Below are 20,567 nucleotides of genomic sequence, written 5' to 3'. Positions count from 1 at the left end.
ACAAATCTTTGACGTTTCATCATGCAGCCTTGACACGCACTGCGCACACTCTAGGCTTCTTTTACAAGTTTAGGAATTTCAACATGACACGTCACATCAACACGGCCATCAAATCACTGGGTTTGGCCATTTCACTTGCTCTGGGTGCCGCTGCGTATGCTGCCGACCCGGTGACTGATCTGATGCAGGCGGCCAATGCGCCTTACCGCATGGCGCTGTACAAGACCAATGGCAAGTCACAGAATGAAGCCCAGCAAGCCCTCACACAGGCGCAGCAAACATGGAACAAGCTGGCTGAGTTCGGTGCCAAACCCGCAGCGCCTTATGACCGTGATGCGGCATTTGCTGCGTCAGTCAAAGAAGTGAGCGTGGTCTACGATCAAGCGCTTAAAGAAGTTGCAGCGGGCCAGCTCTCGCAAGCACACACCACTCTTGAGCGCGTGCGTGAAGTGATGGCCGACATGCGCTTGCGCAACAACGTGGTGGTGTTCAGCGACCACATGAACGCCTACCACAGCCAGATGGAGGTCATCATGATTCATGGTCAAGACACGCTGGCGCAGCCCAAAGGCATGTGGCTGCTGACGGCTCAGACCGGTGCCTTGAGTTATCTGGCGCAACAGCTGGAACTGCAAGCCCCGGCTGATTTGAAGGCCAACGCTGAATTCACGGGTTTGCTCAAAGCCGTCAACCAGTCTGTCAGTCAGCTCGAAGCCGCGCTGTTGAATCAAGATGTGGATGCTGTCAAAGCGGCTGCCGGTAAGCTCAAAGGGCCTTACAGCAAGTTGTTTGCAAAATTCGGTTGATAAGTTTGTTTTATTTTGAGTGAGGAGCATGGATGAGTACGTTCGATTCAATGGGGTTGATGAAAAGCATCAATGACAACCTGGGGCCTTTTCGCAAGTCGCAAAGCGAAACCATGCTGGGTTTTGGTCAAATGGCCAAAGCGGCCATGGCTGAAGGGCAGGTCAGCGCCAAGCACAAAGAGCTGATTGCACTGGCCATTGGCGTGACCCAACACTGCTCTGGGTGCATTGCGTTTCATGTCAAAGCCTTACATCGCTTGGGCTGCACTCGTGCCGAGCTTGAAGAAGCATTGGGTGTGTGTGTGTACATGGGTGGCGGCCCAGGTCTCATGCTGGTGGCAGAAGCGCTGGCCGCATTTGATGCCATGGCACCACAAAAAACTTAATAAAATATGGCTTTAGCGCTTATTATTTAAGCGCTAGTAGCTATTTTTTATGTAGCTAGATTGAGTCCTCAATAGACTTGAGTTTGCGGTAGAGTGAGCGTTCACTGATGCCCAATTGAGCTGCCAGCTCTGCACGACTGCCGGTGTGGCTGCGAACCATTTCACGCAGCCCAGCTTGAGCCATCTTGGCCAGTGCGCCGGGTTTGGCCTCGGTGCCAAGGCCAGGTGCCAGCGCAGCAGGCAGCTCAAAGCTTGTTTTTCGACCAGATTGCAGCGCTTGCTGTACATGGCTGTCTTGCAACTGGCTGCCGTCACACAGCAGGGCAGAGCGCTCCAGCAGATTCCTTAGCTCTCGCACATTGCCTGGGTAGGTTTGGGTTTGCAGCAGTTGCAGCGCGCTGTCGCTTAAATTCAGTTTGCGTTGGGGGGACACCCGTTCTAGCAAGGCAGCGCATAGCAAGGAGATGTCGTCTTGGCGCTCTCGCAGTGCCGGCAAATGGATGGGGAAGGTGCTCAGGCGGTAATACAAGTCTTCACGGAACTTGCCTTGTGCCACCATCTGATCCAGATCACGGTGTGTGGCAGACACCACGCGAATGTCAGCATGGCGCTGTTCGGTGCTGCCCACGCGGCGGTAAGTGCCGGTTTCAAGCAAGCGCAGCAGTTTGACTTGCATGCTCAGAGGAATGTCGCCGACCTCGTCCAAAAACAAGGTGCCCCCACTGGCTGCTTCTACCAAGCCTCCCCGCGCGGTGTTGGCGCCCGTGAATGCGCCGCGTTCATGGCCAAAAAGTTCAGATTCAAACAAGTTTTCTGGCAGACTGGAGCAGTCAACTGGCACCAGCGCTTTGCTGGCGCGCGTGCTGGCTTCGTGCACGGCGCGGGCAACCAGCTCTTTGCCGGTGCCTGATTCACCCAGCAAGAGCACCGTGGCTTGCGAAGGTGCCACACGTGCCACCAAACCCAACATGGTCATGAACGATGCGCTTCGCCCAATCAATCCCTGAGCCGTGGGCTGACTTTGCGCCACTTTCAGGGGCTCCATTTTTTCCACATAACACGTTTGTAGCCCACTGGCGTCTTGTAAAGGCGCGAGCTCGATGCTGACGTATTCTTCGCCCTTGGAGGTGTGGTGCAGGTGCAGCACCCGTTCGCGTTGGCCTGATTCTCGCGAACGAACCAGCGGACAAGATTCACCTGCCTGGTCACAAGGCACACTGAACCGATGCGACACGTCGAAACAGGTGCGCCCGACCACACTGCGGTCGGGGCTGAATTGACGGCGGTAGGCCGCATTGGCAGCCAAGATGCGGTATTGCGTGTCAAACAAAATGTGAGGCTCGGGCAGGCTCTCAATGAAAGACATGAGTTCAGGAAAGGGTTTCATGGGGTGTGCCAAAGTGGAATCGTTCAATTATGTCAAATTTGGCATAGGATGACAAAAATGGCAGTTTTGTTGTATGAATTGACGCTGCTTGAAAAGCAAATACGTCTTTAACTGATTGTTTTTAAATGAAGAAATTTTTATTTCAAACATGGCACAGTTCTTGATTGATCTTTATCAATTAACCGCGCAAGAGGCTGGTCTGGCAGTCAAAGACCTAAGCCTCTCATTGGAAAGCACAAGGTGTATTTCAGAATCTTAAACAACGATGCCACAGGTGAACTCACCTACTTGTTGGCTGATTTAGATGCCAAAGAAGCCGTTTTGGTAGACCCACATGGGCGCGATGTGCAGCTGTTGCTGGCGTTGCTGGCCGAGCGTGATTTGCGTTTGCGTTGGTCATTGCGAACCCATCACCATGATGCGCTGCAGCCTACTGAGCCTGAGCAATTGGCACTCTTGGGTGCCCCTATGGTGCAGGGTGGCTCTGGCAGTGGGGCTGTGCAAGATGGCCATACACTGACTTTTGGTGACGAGTTGATTCACGTCATGGCCACGCCTGGGCACACCCGCAGTTGTTTGAGTTTTGCCTGGCGGGATCGCGTTTTTTGCGGTGGCTTGCTGGCCTTGACGTCGTGCCCACATCAACCCGCTCCCGCAGCGCCAGAAGCGTTGTGGGACAGTGTCACACAGCACATCTTTACCTTGCCAGATGAAACATTGTTGTTTACCGGACACGAGCAGCGCTCTCGTGCTGTGACCACTGTGTTTGAACAGCGGCGTTGGCACCCGTTTTTTGCCGGCCAGACGCGTGACGATTTTTTAATGCACATGGCCGCATTGCCCGAATCACATCCTATTCATTTTGCACATTGAGGAGTCTTTGATGACAACCGATAACAACAGCCCCAAAAAAGTCATACCCATTGCAGCAGTGGCACCCGAAGAAGAGTTGGTGTCTCTGTATGCGCCACATCAAAAAATTTATCCGCGCAGTGTTTCTGGCGTGTTTTCGCATTGGCGCTGGGTCATGGTGTGGGTCACACAGCTTGTTTTTTATGGTTTGCCGTGGTTGGAGTGGGGGCAGCGTCAGGCCGTGTTGTTTGATTTGAGTGTGCGCCGGTTTTATATTTTTGGCTTGGTGCTGTACCCGCAAGATTTCATTTACCTCACCGGCTTTATGATCATTGCAGCGCTGTCTTTGTTTTTGTTCACCGCTGTGGCGGGTCGTTTGTGGTGTGGCTACGCTTGCCCACAAACGGTGTACACAGAAATCTTTTTGTGGATAGAGAAAAAGATCGAAGGTGACCGTGCAGCACGCATGCGCAGAGATGAAGGAGCGATGACGAGCGAGAAATTGGCGCGCAAAACTGGCAAGCAATTTTTATGGATTGCTTTTTCGTTCTGGACCGGGTTTACTTTTGTCGGCTATTTTGTGCCCATGCGCGAAATGGCTGGCGCGTTCTTGGGTGGTCAGTTGGCAGCTTGGGAGTTTTTTTGGGTGTTCTTTTACGGCTTTGCCACTTATGGCAATGCAGGTTTCATGCGCGAACAAGTGTGCAAACACATGTGCCCTTATGCGCGGTTCCAAAGTGCCATGTTTGACAAAGACACTTTGATCGTGACCTATGACACTGAGCGTGGTGAACCGCGTGGTGCGCGTTCCAAGAAAGCTGACCCAAGCAAGATGAACTTGGGCTCTTGTGTGGATTGCAGTTTGTGTGTGCAAGTGTGCCCCACTGGGATTGATATTCGCAATGGGCTGCAATATGAATGCATTGGTTGCGGCGCTTGTGCCGATGTGTGCGACACGGTGATGGACAAAGTGGGCTATCCGCGTGGCTTGGTGAAATATTCCACCGAAAACGCCATGAACAACCATTGGAGCAAAGAGCAAACCATCAAACGTGTGTTGCGACCCAGGGTGTTGGTCTACAGCACCATTTTGCTGGGCATTGTGTTGGCTATTTTTGTGAGTTTGGCAACCCGCACGCCCTTCAAAGCCGATGTGGTGCGAGACCGTGGTGTGATGGCGCGGGTGATTGAGGCTGGCAAGATCGAAAATGTTTACAGCATTCAGGTCATGAATGCCACAGAGTCTAATCAACGCTACAAAATTTCTGTTGAAGGGTTGCCAGGCATTGAAATCACCTCAGAACCCACTTTGAGTCTGGAGCCGACCAAAGCGCGCTGGGTGCCAGTGCGGGTGCAGGTGCCACCAGAGGCCGATAAACCAGGTTCACATGAAATTCACTTCATTATTGAGTCACTTGACAGCCCTGGGCGTCTGCGTGAAGAGTCTAAATTTGTGATTCCACGCTGATGAATCGTTTGCCCTGAAGTCTGTCGCGGTGCTTCGATAGACTCAGGGCGAGTTGCGTTGAAAGCAGCGTTGATGTCTTACCAATGTTCCTCCGAGATGGGTTGATCACCCAAGCTTTTTGTGTTGCAGAGCCCATCCTACAATGGCCAAAAGGATTGGCAGCAACATGAAAATATTGATTTCAAATGACGATGGTTTTCGTGCACCGGGCATTGTGGCGCTCTATGAAGCGCTGAAAGACGTGGCTGAGGTAGAGGTGGTGGCGCCTGAGCACAACAACAGTGCCAAGTCCAACGCCTTGACTTTGCATACACCTTTGTATGTCACCCGGGCTCCCAATGGCTTCAGGTATGTCAATGGCACCCCGGCCGATTGTGTGCACATTGCCCTGACTGGTTTGCTGGGTTACCGGCCTGACTTGGTGGTGTCTGGCATCAATAACGGCGCCAACATGGGTGACGACACCATTTACTCAGGCACCGTGGGTGCTGCCATGGAGGGGTATTTGTTTGGCGTGCCAGCCATTGCGTTCTCTCAGGTGGAGCGTGACTGGCGTCATGTGGATGCTGCTGCCGCGAAAGCCCGCGAGCTGGTGTTGCAAATGTCGGCGCAAGGCTTGGTTGGCAGTGCTGCGTGGTTGTTGAATGTGAACATGCCCAATTTGCCACTGGATCAAATGGGGCACTTGAAGTTGTGCCGTTTAGGGCGTCGCCATGCTGCTGAAGCAGTCATCACACAGCGAAATCCCCGCGGTGAAACGATGTACTGGATTGGTGCTGCAGGGGCGGCCAAAGATGATGCTGAGGGCACTGATTTCCATGCCACTGCGCAAGGGCACATCTCAATGACACCCTTGAAAGTTGACCTGACAGACCATGAGCATCTGAGCTATTGGGCACAAACGGCAGCTAAATTGACCACTGCAGTCTGACTTGTGACATGACGCTGCATCGTCCCACGCCACCCAAAAATCGCCCCAGTTTTCCTGCACGTTTGGCCGCATCGCCCACGGGTCTTGCATCCGTCTGGTCTTCGCCTCAAGCCCATTCATTGCCAAGCGTTGCCAAACCCTTGTTGCAGCCGCATGGGCTGGGGATGGATTCCAGCGCTGTTCGGCAAAGCATGGTGACCAAGCTCAAGCACCAAGGCATTGAAGATGCCTTGGTGTTAAGTGCCATGGGTCAAGTGGAGAGGCATCGTTTTGTCGACACGGCGCTGGTGAATCAAGCTTATGAAGACACCAGTTTGCCCATTGGTCTGGGGCAAACGATTTCAAAGCCAGGGGTGGTGTCACGCATGCTTGAGCTGTTGCGCCAAGGTCAGCTGGGGCGCCTGGGAAGAGTGCTCGAAATTGGTACGGGTTGCGGTTACCAAGCCGCAGTGCTGAGTCATTTGTGTACGGAGGTTTACTCCATCGAACGATTGCGTGGGTTGCACGACAAAGCGCGTGACAACTTGCGCCACTTTCGCTTGGCCAATGTGCATTTGCTGTTTGGTGACGGCATGTTAGGGTATGCCAAAGGGGCGCCCTATGCGGGCATCATTGCCGCTGCGGGCGGTGAAGCTGTGCCGCAAGCTTGGGTGGAGCAACTGGCTGTTGGCGGGCGCATTGTGGCGCCAGTGTGCACTGGCGCAGCTGCCAAGATGGGGCAAGCGCTGGTGGTCATTGAAAAAACGACACAAGGGGTACGGCAAACAGTCATGGAGGCTGTGCATTTCGTCCCCTTAAAATCCGGCGTTGATTAAAGGGATAGGTATGACTGGTTTTAATTCAAAATTTGCTTTTGTTTGTGTGGTTTCTGCCATCACCCTGGCAGGGTGCGGTAGCAAAAGTCTGAACCATGCACCGGTTGAAGAACGCATGACGCGTGCCGGTAACCCTTCGGCACCTGTTGTGGTCACGCCTGTCAAACAGTTGCCAGGTTTTGAGAATGCAGGCAAGCCCGGCTACTACACCGTCAAACCCGGCGACACCATGATTCGCATTGCCCTTGAAAATGGACAAAGCGTGCAAGATGTGGCGCGTTGGAGCAATGTAGACAACCCCAACAAAATCGAGGTCGGCCAAGTGCTGCGTGTGGCGCCACCTGCGGGTGATGTGGTTGTCAAGCCTGTGAGCAAGCCTACTGTGACTGCGTCTACGGCCGCTGCAGGCGCTTCAGCGGCTGCAAGTTCCCCTGCTGCACCAGCTTCATCGCCCGCAGATACCAAGCCGGTTGCTGCGGTGAGTGAGGTGAGCTTTATCTGGCCAGCAGCGGGCGCTGTGTTGGCTGGGTTTGATGAACAAAAAAACAAAGGTGTGGACATTGCCGGCACTGCTGGTGAGCCGGTGCTGGCTGCAGCTGATGGCCGCGTGGTGTATGTGGGTGCAGGGCTACGTGGCTACGGCAACCTGATCATTCTCAAGCATGACAACGTGTTTTTAACCGCCTATGCGCACAACCGCGCATTGCTGGTGAAAGAAGACCAAAACGTCACCAAAGGGCAAAAAATTGCCGAGATGGGCAACAGTGATGCTGATCGTGTGAAATTGCACTTTGAAGTGCGTCGGCAGGGTAAGCCGGTTGATCCTGCCAAATATTTGCCTGCGCGTTAGGGCTCTCAAGCCCACAATTTTGTGGGCTGAATTTCTTGAAATATTGAACTCATGACTGAATTGACTGAGACGTCGGTAAAGGTGTCTGTTGTGCCTAGTAACTGGTTGCAGGTGGAGTCGCTTGACCTGGATGCCCAAGGGATTGCGCACAAGGCTGATGGCAAGGTGGTTTTTATCGAGGGTGCTTTGCCTTTTGAACACGTCAGCGCCAACATCAATCGCACTAAAAATAATTGGGAGCAAGGCACGCTGACCCAAATTCACAAATCATCTTCTCAGCGTGTCACACCAGTTTGCCCACATTTTGGCTTGCACACGGGTGCCTGTGGCGGCTGCAAGATGCAGCATTTGCATCCTAGTGCACAAATCGCTGTCAAGCAGCGGGCACTTGAAGACAACTTGTGGCATTTGGGAAAGGTCAAGCCTGAGCTGGTATTGCGACCCATTGAGGGGCCAGGCTGGGGCTATCGGTACCGGGCACGGTTGTCAGTTCGATTTGTGAAGAAAAAAGGCACGGTGTTGGTGGGTTTTCATGAGCGCAAGAGCCGCTATGTGGCCGATATGCAGGTCTGCCCTGTGCTGCCCCCGCATGTCAGTGCCATGCTAATGCCGCTGCGAAGTTTGATTGCTTCGCTCGATGCAGTAGAAACTTGTCCGCAAATTGAACTTGCGTGTGGCGACGAGGTCACTGCGCTGGTGTTGCGACATCTAGAACCTCTGAGCGTGGTCGATGTGCAGAAGCTGCGCGCCTTTGCCGCGGAGAACAAGGGGGTGCAATGGTGGCTGCAAGCCAAAGGGCCTGAGACGGTGAAGTTGCTCGACCCGCAGGCTGCCCCTTTGACCTACGCATTGCCAGAGTTTGGCATCACCATGCCGTTCAAACCCACCGACTTCACTCAGGTGAATCCGTACATCAACCGGGTGCTGGTGTCGCGCGCATTGCGGCTGCTCAATGTCCAACCGCACGAGCGTGTGATTGACTGGTTTTGTGGTTTAGGCAACTTTACTTTGCCCATTGCCACGCAGGCGGGTCAAGTGTTGGGCATTGAAGGAAGTGACACACTGGTTGAGCGGTCACGTGAAAATTATATGAATAATTGTGCTCTAAGGCCTATAAATAGAGTGCTCGCAGCTACTGAATTTATAGCTAGAAATTTATTTGAAATGACCCCTGAGGTATTGATTCAAGATGGCGTAGCCGACAAGTGGCTGGTAGACCCCCCGCGTGAAGGTGCTTTTGCACTGGTGAGCGCTTTGGCTGAATTGCATCAGCAAAAACTTGGCTCAGTTGAAGGCACTGCCACGCCCGGCGCAAGCCAGTGGCAAGCGCCGCAGCGCATTGTGTATGTCAGTTGCAATCCATCAACTTTGGCCAGGGATGCGGGGTTGTTGGTGCACCGTGCAGGTTACCGTTGCGTAGCCGCAGGGGTGGTGAACATGTTTCCACATACTGCGCATGTCGAAAGTATGGCGGTTTTTGAGTACCAAGAGCCAAGCCATTGACCGATCAAACTCAATGCGCTGATGTTTTACTCTTGGTTTTGGGTGTGATGTCTGTCAGCTCTTCTTCCGCGGGTGGACTCACAGGTGCGGGCGGTAGTGGTGGCGCAATTTCTGCTTTGACACCCTCAACTTTGTTATCTCGCATGTAGGCGTCCATTTCGCGCCAGCCATCAAAAATGGCAGCTTTGTTGATGCCTTTGTTCAGGGTGTAGCAGTCTTCAATGCCTCGCATGCCATAGCGGCAAGCGCCACCTATGGCTTTGGCCTCAGCTTCTTTTTGGGCAACTCGAGGGTCGGGCCCCAAACCTAGTAAGTCACATGCTGACAGCAGCAGGGCAGTCAAGACGATGAACAGGTTTTTTGACATGGTTAAGCGTGGATGTTCATTCAGAGAATGTTGGAAATTATGTGCCTTTGACAAGTGATTGAGTCACAATTTAAACCAACAAAAAAGGCCTGAAAAGGCCTTTTTTTCTGGGATTGGACGCGGATTGTCAGTCGCGCTCGCCACCCATGATGCCAAGCAAGGCAAGCAGACTTTGAAAAACGTTGATGATGTCCAGGTACAAAGCCAATGTGGCGCTGATGTAGTTGGTTTCACCACCGTCGACGATGCGTTTGAGGTCATAAAGCATGTACGCGCTGAAAACCCCGATAGCCATCACAGAGATCACCATCATGCCTGCAGTTGAACCAACAAATACATTGATGATGCCACCCACCATGATAGCCAGTGCGCCTACAAACAACCACTTTCCCATGCCTGATAAATCACGTTTGATGACGCTGGAAAGGCTTGCCATGACAAAAAATACACCGGCGGTGCCACCAAATGCGGTCATGATCAAGTCAGGGCCGTTTTTGAAGCCCAGTACCATGGCAATCATGCGAGAAAGCATCAGTCCCATGAAAAATGTAAAACCTAACAAAACTGGCACACCTGCAGCAGAGTTTTTGGTTTTTTCAATGGCGTACATGAATCCAAAAGCACCACCCAGAAAAACGATCAAGCCAAGTCCACCACTGAGTGAGCGAGTTATGCCGGTGGCTACGCCAAGCCATGCACCGAGTACTGTGGGTACCAAACTTAAGGCAAGCAACCAATAAGTGTTACGCAATACCTTGTTGCGCTCCTGAACCGCAGCGCCATAGCCAAAGCGGGGCTCAATGGATTGAATTCGTTCTGTCATGTTGGGCTCCTGATAAATTGAACAATTTGAACGCAAATTTTAGGGTGGTTCAGCCAAACGGCCAAATATGGACGTCATTCCAGCGCTTACTTTTTGTGAGGATACTTGTGACTTGGATATCTTGAATGCGATCAAGCTTGCACTGTATTCTTCAACCTTAACTCAACGCTTTTTAAGGTGTCTCACATGCAAACCAAACCCGTATTGCAACTCTCTGATGTGAAGGCGATTGCCATGGCTGCCGAACAGCATGCACTTGCCAACAACTGGCCTGTCACCATTGCAGTCGTAGATGACGGCGGACATTTGCTTTGGCTGCAGCGTCTAGATGGTGCAGCAGCCATTTCTGCACACATTGCGCCGGCGAAAGCGCATACCGCGGCGTTGGGTCGGCGTGAAAGCAAGGTTTATGAAGAGGTGATCAATGGCGGTCGTGTTTCATTTTTAAGTGCACCTGCCGTGTCTGGCATGCTTGAAGGCGGCGTACCTATTATCAAAGATGGATTCTGCTTGGGCGCTGTGGGCGCTGTGGGCGTGAGCGGTGTGAAGTCAAGTGAAGATGCTGAAATTGCACGTGCGGGTATTTCCGCTTTGGGAATTTGAAAATAAATTTGATCCATCGCATTCAGTTCAGCGCAAAGTTGACCGGAACGTTAAACCACATGTCCTGCGCTTCACCTGCGCGCTGCCCTGGCACATATCTCCAACCCATCACGGCATTTTGGGCGGCTTGATCTAATCTCTGAAAACCACTGCTTTGTTCGATGCGACTGTCCAGTGCTACCCCACTTTTACTGATTAAAACCTTGATCACTACGCGTCCTTGTTCACCTAGTCGTTGACTGAGCTGTGGGTAAAGTGGTGGTGGATTTTTTAAGTACTCGGCATTGCTTGATGGCAGGATCACTTTCTGAAGTGCAGATGCACCAGAGGCATCTGATGATTTTTTGTTTTTTGAGGTTTCAGCGGGTGCTGCGCTGTGTTCGGGCTCTGCAGCACTCAAAGATGACGGCTTTGTTGACTCATTGGCGCTAACCAAACTGCCAACAGGAAGAGCCTGTTCTGATTGTCGTGAAGGTTGTAACGCTGGAAGCGTTTTTTCCAAACGATGAACAGGCAAATGGGCGGCGTGATGAGTGGATTTTTGAACCCGTTCACGTACTTGTTCTGGGCTGGTGGTTTGAGTCGTAGCTGCATGCCACATATTGATTTGAACATGTACAGGTTCAACAAAAAATTGCGATGGCAAAGAGCGAGTTTGGAACCATGTCAGCCCTATCAAGTGAATGCTCAACACCACGGAGACGAGAAAACCCAATCGCATTTTTTCAACTGAAACATCAATGACTAAGCTCAAACTCAGGAAAAGGATAAGCGTTCCGGGCGAAGTTCTTGAAGAATGGTGGCTGAGATTTCTTCAATGGATTTGGTTGTTGTAGACAACCATCTGATGCCTGAGCGTCGCATCATGGCCTCAGCCTGTTGGACTTCACGTCGGCAGTTCTCAAGCGAGGCGTATTTGGAATTAGGTCTGCGTTCGTTTCGAATCTCACTCAAGCGCTCGGGCTGAATCGTTAGACCAAACAATTTTTTCTGGTGCGCTTTAAGTGCTGGAGGTAAATCCTGGCGCTCAAAATCTTCCGGTATCAAAGGGTAATTGGAGGCTTTTAACCCGTATTGCATGGCTAGGTACAGCGAGGTTGGCGTTTTGCCACTGCGACTGACACCCACCAAAATCACGTCTGAGCTCTCAAGGTCGCGGTGCGATTGGCCATCGTCATGGTCGAGTGAGAAATTGATGGCATCAATACGGGTTTGGTATTGTTTGCTTTTGCTGGCATCACTGAACCGGCCGATTCGGTGGTTTGACTTGATGTTGAGTTCTTTCTCAAGAGGGTGAACAAATGTACTGAACATGTCTAGCAACATTCCTTCACAACCTTCAGCGATGACTTTGAACACCTCCTCGTTGGCCAGTGTGGTGAAAACGATAGGGCGTTTGTTGTCGTGTGCGCCAGCTTGATTGATTTGTCTGACGGTTTGATGCGCTTTATCAACCGTATCCACAAAAGGCAATCTGATGCGATGCAAGTTGGCCTCAAACTGATTCAAAATCGCTCCGCCAAAGGTTTCAGCGGTAATGCCTGTGCCATCTGACACAAAAAAAACTGTTCTGTTGGGCATGATGAAGATCAAAGTTGGTTGTTGCGTTCGCTTGATCCTGGTCTTGCCACTCGCGGGTTCGGGTGGCATTTCAGTCTGCTCTGGAGTGCATTTGCAAGCTCTACAATAATGATTATCTAACCAAATTTCCTGCAAAACCGCTTCAACATCACAACATCAAAGTCAGCGGTTTTTGTTAAATTGACAGACCGAAGTTCGGGTTTGTCAAAGACCAGTTTTTTAACTTCTGGAGTCTTGATATGTCTAAACTTTTTGCTGAAACCGACTTGGTCGTTCCTTTTGAAAAATTGCGAATGACGGATGTGGATACCGTGGGCGGAAAAAATGCCAGTCTTGGAGAAATGATCTCCAATTTACCCACTGGCGTGAAAGTGCCCACAGGTTTCGCGACCACGGCGCACGCTTTTAGACAGTTTCTCGCCTTTGATGATTTGACTGGAAAAATCAACGCACGTTTGAGCAATTTAGATGCTGATGATGTCAACGCGCTGGCATCGGCAGGTGCCGATATACGAGCCATGATTGAAAATCAGCCCTTCCCTGCCGATCTTGAAAAAGGAATACGCGAGGCGTTTGCGACCTTGTCGGGAGGCAGTGAGGTGGCTTCATTCGCCGTGCGATCGTCAGCGACTGCAGAGGATTTGCCCGATGCCTCATTTGCCGGGCAGCAAGAAACATTTTTGAATGTGACCGGTATCGAAGCTGTCCTGCACAAGATTCGTGAGGTATTTGCATCGCTCTATAACGATCGTGCGATCAGTTACCGTGTGCACAAAGGTTTCGCACATGAAACCGTGGCTTTGAGCGCAGGCATTCAGCGCATGGTGCGTTCAGATTTGGGCGCAGCGGGTGTGATGTTCACGCTGGATACCGAATCAGGCTTTGATCAGGTTGTTTTCATCACCTCAAGTTATGGTCTAGGTGAAACAGTGGTGCAGGGCGCAGTGAACCCAGATGAGTTTTATGTTCACAAACCCATGCTTAAAGCGGGTAAATTGGCCTTGATTCGCCGCAGTTTGGGCTCTAAATTGATTCAAATGCAATTCACCACGGCGGAAGAAAAGGCGCAGACGGGTCATTTGGTTAAAACCACCGATGTGCCCACTGAGTTGCGCAATCGGTATTCTTTGACGGATGCAGATGTTCAAAAACTTGCCGCTTATGCATTGGTGATTGAAGAGCATTACGGCCGCCCCATGGACATTGAATGGGGTAAGGATGGCATCGATGGTGAGTTGTACATCCTTCAAGCTCGCCCTGAAACTGTGAAAAGCCAGGCTGTTGGCAAGGTTGAACATCGCTACAAGCTCAAAGGCAAAGGCGCAGTGCTCGTTGAGGGGCGGGCCATTGGTCAAAAAATTGGCACTGGGCCAGTGAAGATTGTGCACAACATCAGCGAAATGGATCGGGTGCTTGCAGGTGATGTGTTGGTGACTGACATGACGGATCCCAATTGGGAACCTGTTATGAAGCGTGCTTCAGCCATTGTGACAAACCGTGGTGGCCGCACTTGTCATGCAGCAATCATTGCTCGAGAGTTGGGCATACCTGCCGTGGTGGGGTGTGGCAATGCAGATCAAGTCTTGAAAGACGGGATGTTGGTGACTGTCAGCTGTGCTGAAGGAGATACCGGCTTCATTTATGACGGACTGTTGGAAACCGAAGTGACAGAAGTTCAGCGTGGCTCCATGCCTGACATCAATGTGAAAATCATGATGAACGTGGGTAACCCACAATTGGCATTTGACTTCTGTCAGTTGCCCAACGCTGGCGTTGGCTTGGCTCGTCTTGAATTCATCATCAACAATAACATTGGTGTGCATCCGAAAGCCATTCTTGAATATCCAAACATTGATGCCGATCTGAAAAAAGCAGTTGAGTCTGTGGCGCGTGGACATGCGTCACCCCGGGCTTTTTATGTGGATAAAGTTGCTGAGGGCGTTGCCACAATTGCGGCCGCTTTTTGGCCCAAACCAGTCATCGTTCGTTTGTCTGACTTCAAGAGCAATGAATACCGCAAATTGATTGGCGGTAGCCGTTATGAGCCTGATGAAGAAAATCCAATGTTGGGTTTCCGTGGCGCAGCACGTTACATCAGTGAAGATTTTGGTGAAGCTTTCGCCATGGAGTGTGAAGCTTTAATGCGCGTTCGTAATGACATGGGTTTAACCAATGTGCAAGTGATGGTGCCTTTTGTGCGAACCTTAGGTCAGGCGAAAAAAGTAACAGAATTACTTGCGGCGCAAGGACTTCAGCGTGGTCGTGACGACCTCAAGCTCATCATGATGTGTGAGATTCCTAGCAATGCTATTTTGGCCAAGGATTTCTTGCAGTACTTTGATGGTTTCTCAATTGGTTCAAATGATTTGACCCAACTTACTTTAGGACTAGACCGAGACTCTGGCCTTGAATTGTTGGCCAAAGATTTTGACGAGCGTGATCCAGCTGTCACTGCTCTCATTGGTGCAGCCATCGGTGCTTGCCGTTCTGAGAGCAAATACATTGGTATTTGTGGTCAGGGGCCCAGTGACCATCCAGATTTTGCAAAATGGTTGATGAATGAAGGTATCTCTTCAATTTCATTAAACCCAGATACTGTAGTTGCTACCTGGCAAAATCTTGCCAAAGCATAGATTCCATTTATTACGCGTGGCACCACGGGGTGCCATCATCTATCGATGATGAACCCAGATTCCACTGAGGTGCAAAGCCAACCTTTGATTCGCTTATCAAGCTTACGAGGTTGGCTTTTGTTTTGTTGGTTTATTGCCTCTTTTGGCGTTGTTTTTTTTGCTCAAAATTTGCAACAAGTGGTAGCAGGCTGGCCGCTTGCCTATTGGTTTGCGGCTCAGGGAAGCGTACTTGTCTTCATCGTTATTGTGGCGATGTTTGCTTGGTTTGCAAATCGCCATGAAGGTGTATCTCAAGCGCCTGACCCTGGCTACACACGTTACGTCAATCGTATTCATAAACGGTTTGCGTTGTTCGTGGTAGTTTTTCTCTTGTTTTTATTGTTACTGACGTTTGCGGAGCAGTCAGGTCTGAGAAAAATATGGGTTGGCGCTATTTTTCTTTTTGCTACTGTTTTCTTTTACGCCTTGGTCGGAATATATGGTCGAACCTCGACTGCGACAGAATATTACGTTGCAGGTCGGCGAATTCCAGCCATGTACAACGGCATGGCAGTTGCCGCAGATTGGATGAGTGCTGCCTCTTTCATCAGTATGGCAGGTGGTTTGTATTTGCAAGGTTTTTCAGGTTCGGGTGCGCAACCTGGTGGGCTGGTTTACATACTTGGCTGGACAGGCGGTTTTTGTTTGGTTGCATTGCTTGTTGCACCACATTTGCGTCGAATGAACTTATACACAGTTCCTGATTTTTTTGGTGTGCGCTATGGTGGCCGTTGGCCGCGAATTATTGCTGCATGGGCTGCTGTACTTTGTTCATTCACCTATGTTGTCGCTCAAATTTACGGTGTTGGGCTCATTACTTCAAGATTGACAGGGGTTCAGTTTGAAATTGGCATTTTGCTAGGTTTGGGCGGCGTGCTGGTTTGCTCATTTTTAGGGGGGATGCGTGCCGTGACGTGGACCCAAGTCACTCAGTATGTGGTTCTCATTCTGGCTTTTTTGATACCTGTTTCATGGTTGGCATACAAACAGCTTGGCAACCCTTTAGCTCCCCTTGTGTATGGTCAACAACTCTCCAAAATCACCAATTTGGAGCGAAAACTTGTTGATGATGAAAAGGAGCAAGACGTCATCTATCTGTATGCTAAAAAATCAACTGATTTCGCACTCAAATTAAGCAATGTATCTGAAGCGCTTGAGCTAGAGCGTAAAAATCTTCGTGCGGAAATCAGCCAATTGACAGAAGCACATGCTGAAGAATCTGTGATCGTTCAAGCGCGGCGTGAACTGGCCGCTTTGCCCAGAGATGAGGATGCAGCCAGAGAGCGCTGGACCAAAGCCATGGTGGAAAACATGGAGCGCGCGCAGCCCTTGGCGGGTATGCCACTCCACACGCGCCCTTTTGCAGGTGACTCAGAAGGCTCCAAGAATGACCAACAGTTGTTCAATACTTCTCGTCTCAATTTCCTGGCATTGATGTTCTGTTTGATGATTGGCACAGCAGGACTGCCGCATTTACTGACGCGCTTTTTTACCACTCGTGATGTCTCAGAGGCTAGAAATTCTGTCACTTGGTCACTTTTTTTTATCGCATTGCTTTATTTGGCAGCTCCGGCATTGGCAGTGCTGGTCAAGTTCGAGATCATGGGGCATTTGGTAGGACAAAGATTTGACGACCTACCGGTTTGGATTGCGCAGTGGGCGAAGGTTGATCCTTCATTGATTTCAGTCAGCGACATCAATGGCGATCACATTCTGCAATTTGCAGAGTTAAAACTAGGTGCTGATATTGTGATGCTGGCTACGCCAGAAATTGCTGGTTTGCCCTATGTGGTGTCTGGATTGGTCGCCGCTGGTGGCTTGGCGGCAGCTTTATCAACCGCTGATGGCTTGTTGTTGACCATTGGTAACGCACTGGCTCATGATCTTTTTTACAAGGGCGAGAGCACCAAATCGAGTGCAGTGCGACGTGTGATGTTGTCTAAATTTGCGTTGCTGTTGGTTGCGTTGTTGGCTGCTTATGTGGCAGCTCAAAGACCGGCTGATATTTTGTATCTGGTTTCAGCTTCGTTTTCTTTGGCCGGTGCTGCCTTTGTACCGGTCATGGTGATCGGAATTTTTTGGCCCAGAGCAACACGGCAGGGTGCAGTTGCAGGCATGCTTTCTGGGTTGTTTGTGACGATTTATTACATGGTTGTCAATGCACCTGCAGTCAGAACTCTCTTAGATTTACATGGGTCAGGACTTTGGTTTGACATAGAGCCAGTATCTGCTGGCGTTTTTGGTGTTTCGGCGGGCGTCCTGGCGACGCTTTTTGTAAGCTTGTTGACCCCTACCTCTCAATCCACTCCACACAGTATCAAGTCACCAGACTAGCAGTCTATAATTGAGGGCTTACCTTATCACACCCCAAAGAGACGCTGGGGGTGATTTTTCGCCTCATAGAGGTTTATCCAGAAGGAGTTTCAATGCGTCATTATGAAATCATTCTCATGATCCATCCGGATCAGAGCGAACAAGTCCCAGCCATGCTGGAGCGCTACAAAGGCATGATTGTTGCTGGTGGCGGCAAGGTGCACCGCGTTGAAGACTGGGGTCGTCGCCAGTTGGTGTACATGATCAATAAGCTGGCCAAAGCTCATTATTTGTGTGTCAATATCGAGGCAAATCAAGCTGTGATGGCTGAACTAGAGCATGCCTTCAAGTTCAATGATGCTGTTCTCCGTCACTTGACAGTGCTGAAGAAAAAAGCTGAAACCGGCCCATCTTCAATGATGAAGACGGTTGAACGTGAAGATGCACGCAAAACGCAGCAGGCAGAATACCAAGCTTGATGCCGTTGACATCAGTTTGAGGTGAATGCGAAAGTCAATCAATTGGTGCTGACTGCGAGTATTGTTGAGATTGAATCTCTTCGGTACACGCCTTCTGGCGTACCTGCTCTGAATTTCAAACTTGAACACGCTTCTGAAATAACCGAAGCGGGCAAAGTAAGACAAGTCAAAGCGTTGCTCAAGTCAGTGTCTTTAGGGGCTGTGGCTGAAAGTTTGGCCAAGCAAGACATTGGCAGTCAGTGGGTATTTCATGGGTTTTTGTCAACACCGCGCAATACCAAGCAAATTGTGTTTCACATTCATACATTCGTTAAAGATTAAAGCTTTTCCCCATATTTAAGGAGTCCATCATGGCAGGACCAAAACGTTTCAATAACAAAGACAAGCGCCCAAAGCGCCCAGCACAAAATTTACTCTTCAAGCGCAAGCGCTTTTGCCGCTTCACCGTGACTGGTGTTGAAGAGATTGACTACAAAGACATCGATACCTTGCGTGACTTTATTGCCGAAAACGGCAAAATTATTCCAGCACGCCTGACCGGTACCCGTGCCATTTTTCAACGTCAACTCAATACCGCTATCAAGCGTGCCCGCTTTTTAGCCATGCTGCCTTACAGCGATCAGCACAAGATCTAAGGAAAACCATCATGCAAATTATTCTGCTCGACAAGGTGGTTAACCTTGGCAATCTCGGTGAAATCGTTCGTGTGAAAGACGGTTACGCTCGCAATTTTTTAATACCTTCTGGACGCGCTCGCCGTGCTACTGCTGCAGCCAAGCAAGAGTTTGAAGCACGTCGTGCCGAACTTGAGAAAGCTGCTGCAGCCAAATTGGCCGAGTGTCAAGCGCTGGGTGAAAAGTTGGCTGGTTCAACTTGCAAGCTGACCCAAAAAGCGGGTGTGGATGGCCGTTTATTTGGCTCTGTCACCAATGCTGACATCGCTGAAGAACTCACCAAATCTGGCTTTGCCGTGGCTAAAGCGCAAGTTCGCATGCCTACAGGCCCCATCAAGGTGGTCGGTGACAGCAACGTGAGCGTTGCCTTGCATACAGATGTTGTGGTTGAAATCACTGTATCTGTGTACGGCGAAACAGCTTAATCATTTTCTGTAAAGTTGAGGCCGCCAGGCGAAAGCCATGGCGGCTTTTGTTTTTTTAAGCTCACCATTTTTCACTTTGGGTTTGAAAGTATGGCTGCCTCAATCTCAATTTTGACGTAGCAGCTCTTTGATCGGCATTACGTAGTAGTTGTATTGCAAAGGAAGTAGACATGTCCGCAGTTCTCTCAAACCTTTCAGATGATTTTGGAACAGATCGTCAAGTGGCTCAGCTGCGTATTCCACCGCACTCGATTGAAGCTGAATCGAGTGTGCTGGGCGGGTTGTTGCTTGACAACGCCGCATGGGATCGTGTCAGTGATGTACTGACTGAACTCGATTTTTATCGCTACGAACACCGTGCCGTGTTTGCAGCCATGAGTCAGCTGATCAATGCGTCTAAGCCGGCCGACGTGATCACGGTGTTTGAGCAATTGCAAAGCTCGGGCAAGGCAGAGGAAATGGGCGGCTTGGGTTACTTGAACGCACTTGCGCAATACGTTCCCAGTGCAGGAAACATCAGACGCTACGCCGAAATTGTTCGTGAGCGATCAATTCTGAGAAAACTGGTTTCTACCAGCGAGGAAATTTCAGCCAACGCCTTCAATCCGAAAGGTCGTCCAGTCGCTGCCATTTTGGATGAAGCCGAGCAAAAGATTTTCAATATTGGGGAAGAAGGTAACCGCACCAAGCAAGGCTTTCAGACCATGGACAAGCTGGTGGTGGAGTTGCTTGATCGGGTGCAGGAAATGGCCGACAACCCCAATGACGTCACGGGTGTACCCACTGGGTTTTATGATCTTGACCGAATGACCGCTGGGTTGCAGGGGGGAGATTTGGTGGTTTTGGCGGCACGACCCTCCATGGGAAAAACTGCGCTTGCGATCAACATTGCCGAGCACGTGGCTTTAAACGAAGGTTTACCCGTAGCGGTGTTTTCTATGGAAATGGGGGCTGCGCAGTTGGCGGTGCGTATTGTCGGCTCGATTGGACGCATTGACCAAGGCCATTTACGTACCGGTAAACTGACGGATGACGAGTGGCCCAGGTTGTCAGAAGCAATTGAAAAACTCCGTACCATTTCCTTGCACATTGACGAAACAGCTGGGTTGACGTCGAGCGAACTGCGTGCCAATGCCCGCAGACTTTCACGTCAATGTGGTCAGCTGGGTTTGATTGTTGTCGACTATTTGCAGCTGATGAGTGGCTCAAACGGCAGCGATGGTGAAAATCGTGCCACCGAATTGGGTGAAATTTCCCGTGGCTTGAAGATGCTGGCCAAAGAGCTTAAATGCCCTGTGATTGCCCTGTCCCAGCTAAACCGCAGTGTGGAGCAGCGGCCAGACAAACGTCCCATGATGAGTGACTTGCGTGAATCAGGTGCCATTGAGCAAGATGCTGACATCATCATGTTCATTTACCGTGACGAGTACTACACCAAAGACGCGTGCAAAGAGCCTGGTGTGGCCGAAGTCATCATTGCCAAACAGCGTAACGGTCCTACTGGCGTGGTCAAATTGGCGTTCTTGAACAAGATCACGAAATTCGAATCTTTGGCCTCAGGCACATCTGGTGATTTTTAAAAAATAGGCTGTAGACCATTAAAAATAAGCGCAAGCAGCTATTTAATTTGCA

Annotated in this window: 21 protein-coding genes; 16 read left to right on the top strand and 5 right to left on the bottom strand. The window is 50.5% G+C overall.

Annotated features, from left to right (window positions below; translation table 11 throughout):
• The first annotated feature begins 83 nt into the window (after positions 1-83).
• Together PHT20_RS00790 and PHT20_RS00785 are read left to right on the top strand one after the other, a co-directional pair.
• Positions 84-806, top strand: coding sequence for a hypothetical protein (locus PHT20_RS00790; protein WP_300086621.1), 723 nt, complete (start codon positions 84-86; stop codon positions 804-806).
• 32 nt (positions 807-838) lie between these two features.
• A complete protein-coding gene (locus PHT20_RS00785) occupies positions 839-1,192 on the top strand; it encodes a carboxymuconolactone decarboxylase family protein (RefSeq protein ID WP_300086624.1) in 354 nt (117 codons plus the stop codon).
• A gap of 55 nt (positions 1,193-1,247) precedes the next feature.
• Here PHT20_RS00785 and PHT20_RS00780 read toward each other — a convergent pair whose 3' ends face one another.
• Positions 1,248-2,579 carry a sigma-54-dependent Fis family transcriptional regulator gene (locus tag PHT20_RS00780; protein ID WP_301019002.1) on the bottom strand — a complete coding sequence of 444 codons (1,332 nt, stop codon included), beginning with the start codon at positions 2,577-2,579 and terminating at the stop codon, positions 1,248-1,250.
• A 240-nt stretch (positions 2,580-2,819) separates the two neighbouring features.
• Here PHT20_RS00780 and PHT20_RS00775 point away from each other — a divergent pair, with 240 nt between their 5' ends.
• The 6 genes from PHT20_RS00775 (at position 2,820) to rlmD (ending at position 8,998) form a co-directional block, all read left to right on the top strand.
• Positions 2,820-3,452, top strand: a complete 633-nt coding sequence (locus PHT20_RS00775; protein WP_300088294.1) for a hypothetical protein — start codon at positions 2,820-2,822, stop codon at positions 3,450-3,452.
• Positions 3,453-3,462: 10 nt separating this feature from the next.
• Positions 3,463-4,899, top strand: a complete 1,437-nt coding sequence (gene ccoG / locus PHT20_RS00770) for a cytochrome c oxidase accessory protein CcoG (RefSeq protein ID WP_301019001.1) — start codon at positions 3,463-3,465, stop codon at positions 4,897-4,899.
• Positions 4,900-5,065: 166 nt separating this feature from the next.
• Complete coding sequence (gene surE / locus PHT20_RS00765) at positions 5,066-5,830, top strand: 5'/3'-nucleotidase SurE (RefSeq protein ID WP_301019017.1); 765 nt, start codon at positions 5,066-5,068, stop codon at positions 5,828-5,830.
• Positions 5,831-5,994: 164 nt separating this feature from the next.
• Entirely contained in the window at positions 5,995-6,645 is a 651-nt protein-coding gene (locus tag PHT20_RS00760; RefSeq protein WP_300088300.1) for a protein-L-isoaspartate(D-aspartate) O-methyltransferase, read from the top strand.
• A gap of 10 nt (positions 6,646-6,655) precedes the next feature.
• Complete coding sequence (locus PHT20_RS00755) at positions 6,656-7,495, top strand: peptidoglycan DD-metalloendopeptidase family protein (RefSeq protein WP_301019000.1); 840 nt, start codon at positions 6,656-6,658, stop codon at positions 7,493-7,495.
• A gap of 51 nt (positions 7,496-7,546) precedes the next feature.
• Entirely contained in the window at positions 7,547-8,998 is a 1,452-nt protein-coding gene (gene rlmD, locus PHT20_RS00750; protein ID WP_301018999.1) for a 23S rRNA (uracil(1939)-C(5))-methyltransferase RlmD, read from the top strand.
• A 10-nt stretch (positions 8,999-9,008) separates the two neighbouring features.
• Here rlmD and PHT20_RS00745 read toward each other — a convergent pair whose 3' ends face one another.
• Positions 9,009-9,365, bottom strand: a complete 357-nt coding sequence (locus tag PHT20_RS00745; RefSeq protein ID WP_300081575.1) for a hypothetical protein — start codon at positions 9,363-9,365, stop codon at positions 9,009-9,011.
• Positions 9,366-9,492: 127 nt separating this feature from the next.
• Positions 9,493-10,188 carry a Bax inhibitor-1/YccA family protein gene (locus PHT20_RS00740; RefSeq protein WP_301019016.1) on the bottom strand — a complete coding sequence of 232 codons (696 nt, stop codon included), beginning with the start codon at positions 10,186-10,188 and terminating at the stop codon, positions 9,493-9,495.
• Between the two features lie 186 nt (positions 10,189-10,374).
• On the opposite strand from PHT20_RS00740, the gene PHT20_RS00735 reads away from it, so the two are divergent.
• A complete protein-coding gene (locus tag PHT20_RS00735) occupies positions 10,375-10,791 on the top strand; it encodes a heme-binding protein (RefSeq protein WP_301018998.1) in 417 nt (138 codons plus the stop codon).
• Positions 10,792-10,813: 22 nt separating this feature from the next.
• Here PHT20_RS00735 and PHT20_RS00730 read toward each other — a convergent pair whose 3' ends face one another.
• Both PHT20_RS00730 and PHT20_RS00725 read right to left on the bottom strand, forming a co-directional pair.
• Positions 10,814-11,545 (bottom strand): energy transducer TonB, encoded by a 732-nt coding sequence (locus tag PHT20_RS00730; RefSeq protein WP_301018997.1) that lies wholly within the window; start codon positions 11,543-11,545, stop codon positions 10,814-10,816.
• A gap of 2 nt (positions 11,546-11,547) precedes the next feature.
• A complete protein-coding gene (locus tag PHT20_RS00725) occupies positions 11,548-12,372 on the bottom strand; it encodes a pyruvate, water dikinase regulatory protein (RefSeq protein WP_301019015.1) in 825 nt (274 codons plus the stop codon).
• Between the two features lie 239 nt (positions 12,373-12,611).
• On the opposite strand from PHT20_RS00725, the gene ppsA reads away from it, so the two are divergent.
• The 7 genes from ppsA (at position 12,612) to dnaB (ending at position 20,515) form a co-directional block, all read left to right on the top strand.
• A complete protein-coding gene (gene ppsA, locus PHT20_RS00720; RefSeq protein ID WP_301018996.1) occupies positions 12,612-15,005 on the top strand; it encodes a phosphoenolpyruvate synthase in 2,394 nt (797 codons plus the stop codon).
• A 45-nt stretch (positions 15,006-15,050) separates the two neighbouring features.
• Positions 15,051-17,378 carry a VC_2705 family sodium/solute symporter gene (locus PHT20_RS00715; RefSeq protein ID WP_301018995.1) on the top strand — a complete coding sequence of 776 codons (2,328 nt, stop codon included), beginning with the start codon at positions 15,051-15,053 and terminating at the stop codon, positions 17,376-17,378.
• A gap of 92 nt (positions 17,379-17,470) precedes the next feature.
• A complete protein-coding gene (rpsF, locus tag PHT20_RS00710; protein ID WP_300081590.1) occupies positions 17,471-17,836 on the top strand; it encodes a 30S ribosomal protein S6 in 366 nt (121 codons plus the stop codon).
• 21 nt (positions 17,837-17,857) lie between these two features.
• Positions 17,858-18,157, top strand: a complete 300-nt coding sequence (gene priB, locus PHT20_RS00705; RefSeq protein WP_301018994.1) for a primosomal replication protein N — start codon at positions 17,858-17,860, stop codon at positions 18,155-18,157.
• Between the two features lie 29 nt (positions 18,158-18,186).
• Positions 18,187-18,471: a 30S ribosomal protein S18 gene (rpsR, locus tag PHT20_RS00700; RefSeq protein WP_011464487.1), complete on the top strand. Its 285-nt coding sequence runs from the start codon at positions 18,187-18,189 to the stop codon at positions 18,469-18,471.
• Between the two features lie 11 nt (positions 18,472-18,482).
• The gene (gene rplI / locus PHT20_RS00695; protein ID WP_300081560.1) at positions 18,483-18,935 is read left to right on the top strand and encodes a 50S ribosomal protein L9; all 453 of its coding nucleotides are present in this window, start codon (positions 18,483-18,485) and stop codon (positions 18,933-18,935) included.
• Between the two features lie 170 nt (positions 18,936-19,105).
• A complete protein-coding gene (gene dnaB, locus PHT20_RS00690) occupies positions 19,106-20,515 on the top strand; it encodes a replicative DNA helicase (RefSeq protein WP_301018993.1) in 1,410 nt (469 codons plus the stop codon).
• The last annotated feature ends 52 nt before the right edge of the window (positions 20,516-20,567 follow it).

The sequence above is a fragment of the Rhodoferax sp. genome, from assembly GCF_028715765.1.
In the GTDB taxonomy this organism is placed as follows: Bacteria; Pseudomonadota; Gammaproteobacteria; order Burkholderiales; family Burkholderiaceae_C; genus Rhodoferax.
This window is presented reverse-complemented; position numbering and strand designations above follow the sequence as displayed.